We start from the raw sequence: 4,886 nt of genomic DNA on the forward strand, positions 1-4,886 counted from the left end.
GCTTATACAACTCATAAATTTCTCTCCTTAACTGCTTACCGCCGCTTTTATCAATGCTATATACGGCGGTTATAAAAATACTTTAACTCCTACGACTTTTCGCTACCTGCATCATCAATTCTTCTCCTGAATTCTGTGGTATTGCACTCAGTATCTCTGTCTTCTTTGTTCTCTCTGCAAGTAATTCCATTAAAACTTCCCTAGCTTGCTCAACACTTACGCCTTGCTCAATAAATTCTCCTATCTTTTCTGGCATCTTTGATACATTACATAATCTTATTATCTCTAAAATTTCTCTACGACAGTTCTCGTAGCCTTCCTCAGTTAACTCATTAGTTGTCATACTAACACTCCTATGATTATTGATAAATTCAAAAAATGTTGTAACTCCATCTGCAAGACCTATTTCTACTGCTTTCTCCCCAAAATATAGCCCTGCTTCCGTTGATTTGATTGCTTCTATAGAAAGGTTTCGATTTCGTGCTATTAGCTGCACAAACATTTCATATAGTCGGTCTACTTCTTTTTGTAAACTTTCCAGACTTTCAGACGTCATTGGCTCATGTGGGTTTAAATCATTCTTTCGACTACCAGCAAAGATTGTGGTGTACTTAATACCTTGCTTTTCATCAAATCTACTTTGATCTATATGACTTGCTATTACTCCTATACTCCCAACTCCTGAAGTGCGGGTGAGAAAAATCTTTTCAGCGCTAGAAGCTATAGCATATGCAGCAGAATATGCATCATCATTTGCTATTGCAATAATTCTCTTTTTTGCTCTTGATTCATAAATAAAATCAGCTAGGTCAAAGACACCGTTTACTTCCCCTCCTGGACTGTCTGTGTCAAGTAGAATCGTCTCTATGCTTTTATCTTCTAAAGCACTCTCTATCTCTTCATGAATATTTTCATACGAAGTCATGTCTAAAATATGATCAAAAGCTTCTGTTTTTTTTGTCAAAACTCCATAAATACGTATTATTGCTATTCCTTTTGGGTTTATATGAAAATGCTTTAAGTTCTTAAAGATAGGTTGTTTGCTGTTATATAATGATAGTAGTTCAAAGCTTCTTCTCTCTACCATTACTGGTTTATTTATCCACATCACCTTCCTTCCCTTTTATGATTAACATCAGAATCGAAACAAAGTCCAAAAGAATTAGCTCGCTTTTGATCTTCTGCTATTTCTTGGTCAATTTCTTCTACATCGTAACCCATTTCTGATACTACCTCCGATCGACTTTTGAAGCCATTTCTTACTGCCATTTGCTGTGCTTGCTGGTCTTTAAGTGGATCTACCCAATCAAATCCCTGTGGTATCCATTTTACATCTTTAAATATTTGATTATCTGTTGTAGAAAGCTCTCCAGATAAAGTGGCAAGTTCTAGCCATCTACTCCATACTGGTCTGCAAAATTGGAATACTATAATGTTATGTTGCAGCATAGCGCATCGACGACGAAACTCTATTAATCCTGCTCTGATTGATGAGTAATTAACACCTGTTAAATCTCCTGTTAGCTGTTCATATGTTATCCCTGTACCAATCGCTATTGCCCTCAGTTGCTGTCTCATGAATGCTTCATAACTTCCTCCAACATCAGATGGCTCTGAAAATTTTATGTCCTCTCCTGGGTCTAAAAGCTGCATTGTTCCTGGCTCTAAACCTGATAGTGCTGCTCCTTGCTCATTACTTTCACCTTCTCCCATGATATTTGCTTCTGGATCGAGTCTCGTAATAAATCCAGCAAACATTGCTGCAGTTTTCTTTCTCACCAGCTCTGCATCATCATATTGATCAAGCTCATAAAGTTTCAGAAGTATACTCGAAAGCCATGGCTCTCCTCGAATCTGACCAGGTCTTAGTGGTCTATAAATATGTAAAACATCATTTGCTGGCACTCTCACTGATTCACCAAACGAACCTTCACCAGGGTGTTCTCTAAATAAGTAATATGCCTCTCTTTGTCCAAGCCTGTTAAACTCAATGCCGTTTCTTATTACATTACCATTTCCTAAAGTTTGATTTGTTTTATTATCTAAATGTTCAGACTCAAGTACTTGCAGTTGTAATGGTACAGAAAATCTATCTTCCAGCTTTCTCGTTCTTAAACGTACAAAACACTCTCCTCCCTCTATCATACTTCTGCATACTAGAGCTTGTAATCCATAAAAATCATTTATTCCACAGCTATCTGCTTCATCTGTCCATTTTAGCCATAACTCTTGTACTTTCTTTCGAAATTCTCCATCCCTTGCTTTTGATTGTGGTTTTATTCCTGTTCCAATAGAGTTACTTACTATTGTATCAATAATATTTGCTGCATATGGATTTTTTCTTACCATATCCCGAGAGCGGCTACGTAAGTGCCCAAGGCTCTGAGAAAGTAAATTATTTATGCTTCCTAACTCTGGTTGAAAGTGAAAAAATCTTCTTCCTGAGCCTGCAGCGTCCCATGCAGAACTTTTTGGTTTTGGTTTGCTAAATAATTGCTTGAACGATTTTAATAGCATTACTTTTCCTGATCTGAAACTTTGGATAACTCAGCCTCTAGCTCTTCTACTGTTGGTAAAGCTGCCTTTATATTCTTTGGTAGATTTTCAGTAATTTTATATTCTGCCAACCCTATCGGTTTATTTATGTCTTTCAGTGTATACTTAGCTAGCACGTTATCCTTTGACTTGCATAAAATTAATCCTATAGATGGTTGATCTGTCTCGTGCTTTAGTAAATCATCAACGGCTGAAAGATAAAAATTCATTTTACCTGCATATTCTGGCTTGAAATCTTTGTCTTTTAGCTCAATTACTACAAAGCAACGTAACTTTAAATGGTAAAACAATAAATCAATATAAAAGTCTTTATTTCCAACATCTAAGTGAAATTGCCTACCTACAAATGCAAATCCTTCTCCTAGCTCAAGCAGAAATTTTTCCACATGGCCTACAAGACCTTTTTCTACTTCTCTTTCATGAGCGTCATCTCCTATACTCAAAAAATCAAAAATATATGGATCTTTTAATGTATAATGTGCCAAATCTGACTGGGGAGAAGGTAACTTATCTTTGAAGTTAGTAACAGCTTTTCCTTGACGTTTGTGCAATTCACGTTCGATTTGCATCACCATTATACTACGTGACCAGCCGTGCTCTATAGCTTTTTGAAAATAAAATAGTCTTTCTTTTGGATCTTTTACTTTATCTAAAATAACTACAATATGAAACCAAGGCAATTGTGCAGCAACCTGCTGCGTAAATTCAGTATCTTGATATTCTGCAGCAAATTGACGCATATAAGTAAGATTCCTAGCACTAAATCCCTTCATTTCTGGAAATGCGCTTCTCAAATCCTTACTTAGCTGATCTATGATTTTAGCACCCCAGCCATGCTCTTTTTGGCGTTTTAAGATCTCTGTACCAATATGGTGGTAAAGCACAATAAGCTTGCTATTTACTGCTAGTGCTGCTTTATAACGACTAGTAGCAATCTGTTCTTTGAGCTGCTCTAAAAATTCTGTATATTCTTTTGCTATAATTTTTGTCATACGGTTCCTTTCAACGATTTTTATCATTATATAATCCCCTTACTCGTTGAAAAAACAATTTTCCTCTTTGGCTTCATACCTGCAACTTTTAACTCAGCCTTAATTCGTTGTCTTAAATTCAATAAATCCTTTATTTGAACTTCCCCGTACCGCACAACATGGTCACCATATGCAATTGAGACAACTCTTTCTCCGCTTTGCAGTTTTTGAATTGCTTTCTCAACTTGAGTTAAATATCCTTCACTGTACATTTTGATTACCAAGCCACTTACTCTGTCTTACTTTTTTAGGCTTTTTGCTTTCCATTTTTCCACTTAAACTATTCCATTTACTCTCTGGCCAACGATCAATTCCAAGCGCAATAGATGCTGCTCTCGCATAAATTCGGCAATCTAGCACCTCATTTCTTTCTCTTACCTTTTGCCACTCTTGTTTGGTGTATCCTTTCACTACCTTGCTGACTAATTGCTCTGCCGTTAGCTGCTTAAAATATTCAGGTGCATACTCCGGAAAATGACAATATCCTGCTGGCACTTTTTCTTTTTCCCCGTTTTTTAAAACATTAAGTAATTGAAAAAGCTCTGACTTTAATATTGATACTCCTACTGGCCAGAGCTTTATTCCTCTTTTCAGCTTTTGACCACCAACTGTTATATCTACTCTACTTGGGCTGCTAAGTGGTACTAAGGCTTTATTTACACCTTTCACTGCCATTACTTTCCCAGAGCACTGATGACCCCTTACCCAATTGTATACTTCCTGTGTTGCATACCCTGCATCAACTGCCATCATACTTATCATGTATTCAAGACCATTTTCACCGATAAAATGATGATTTAAGAGCTCAGAGAGTTTTCCCCATACTTCTTCTCCTCCAATATCACCTTCAAATACTCGGTAGTCTATAGACCAACTTTCGCGGCTTTTTCCCCATGCTACAACTTCTACTTCTAAACGATCTTTCTGGACATCAACACCTGCAGTAAGTACTACTTCTCTCCTAGGTACTATGCCAATCTGAAAAAATTCTCTCCTGTTAAATAATTGCTTCCAGTCAGGTACTTCTCCTTTATCTACCCAGGTTTCTCCAAGCGTTGTGTTGATCCAAACTTTCAGTAATTGTTCACTTTCCTTTGCATGCAGAAAATCCTCTACTGCTTGTTGCCAACTATACCACCCAACTGGGCTATAAAGACTTGAAAGGTGAAATCCTATTACTTTGCTATTGTGTACTTGATTTGTAGCTCTCCATTCTCCACGGTCTAGCATCTCTGTCTTTTGATGATTTTCTATTTTGCCGCTACATTCAGTGCAGACATAATGTGCTGTTCTTGAGTC

At 37.0% G+C, this 4,886-nt stretch carries 5 protein-coding genes; all 5 read right to left on the minus strand.

The genetic code is table 11. From position 1 onward, the window contains the following. Positions 1-82 precede the first annotated feature (82 nt). A complete protein-coding gene (locus ACIPNH_RS05575) occupies positions 83-1,108 on the minus strand; it encodes a S49 family peptidase (RefSeq protein ID WP_400772159.1) in 1,026 nt (341 codons plus the stop codon). Continuing rightward, entirely contained in the window at positions 1,108-2,517 is a 1,410-nt protein-coding gene (locus ACIPNH_RS05580) for a phage portal protein (protein ID WP_400772161.1), read from the minus strand. Before ACIPNH_RS05580 ends, ACIPNH_RS05575 begins: the two co-directional genes overlap by 1 nt. Next, positions 2,517-3,548 (minus strand): PDDEXK nuclease domain-containing protein, encoded by a 1,032-nt coding sequence (locus ACIPNH_RS05585; RefSeq protein ID WP_172758857.1) that lies wholly within the window; start codon positions 3,546-3,548, stop codon positions 2,517-2,519. The genes ACIPNH_RS05580 and ACIPNH_RS05585 overlap by 1 nt, the downstream gene beginning before the upstream one ends. A 26-nt stretch (positions 3,549-3,574) precedes the next feature. Next, positions 3,575-3,799, minus strand: a complete 225-nt coding sequence (locus ACIPNH_RS05590) for a hypothetical protein (protein ID WP_400772163.1) — start codon at positions 3,797-3,799, stop codon at positions 3,575-3,577. Next, positions 3,789-4,886 (minus strand): terminase gpA endonuclease subunit (locus ACIPNH_RS05595; protein WP_400772164.1); only part of this gene is annotated, 1,098 nt, incomplete at its 5' end. The genes ACIPNH_RS05590 and ACIPNH_RS05595, both read right to left, overlap by 11 nt.

It is taken from the genome of Wolbachia endosymbiont of Drosophila barbarae, from assembly GCF_044752445.1.
Lineage (GTDB): Bacteria > Pseudomonadota > Alphaproteobacteria > Rickettsiales > Anaplasmataceae > Wolbachia > Wolbachia pipientis.

What these genes read in the sequence shown, in the direction of transcription:
- ACIPNH_RS05575 (WP_400772159.1), bottom strand. Translation starts at nt 1,108, where the DNA reads ATGTGGATAAATAAACCAGTAATGGTAGAGAGAAGAAGCTTTGAACTA.
- ACIPNH_RS05580 (WP_400772161.1), bottom strand. Translation starts at nt 2,517, where the DNA reads ATGCTATTAAAATCGTTCAAGCAATTATTTAGCAAACCAAAACCAAAA.
- ACIPNH_RS05585 (WP_172758857.1), bottom strand. Translation starts at nt 3,548, where the DNA reads ATGACAAAAATTATAGCAAAAGAATATACAGAATTTTTAGAGCAGCTC.
- ACIPNH_RS05590 (WP_400772163.1), bottom strand. Translation starts at nt 3,799, where the DNA reads ATGTACAGTGAAGGATATTTAACTCAAGTTGAGAAAGCAATTCAAAAA.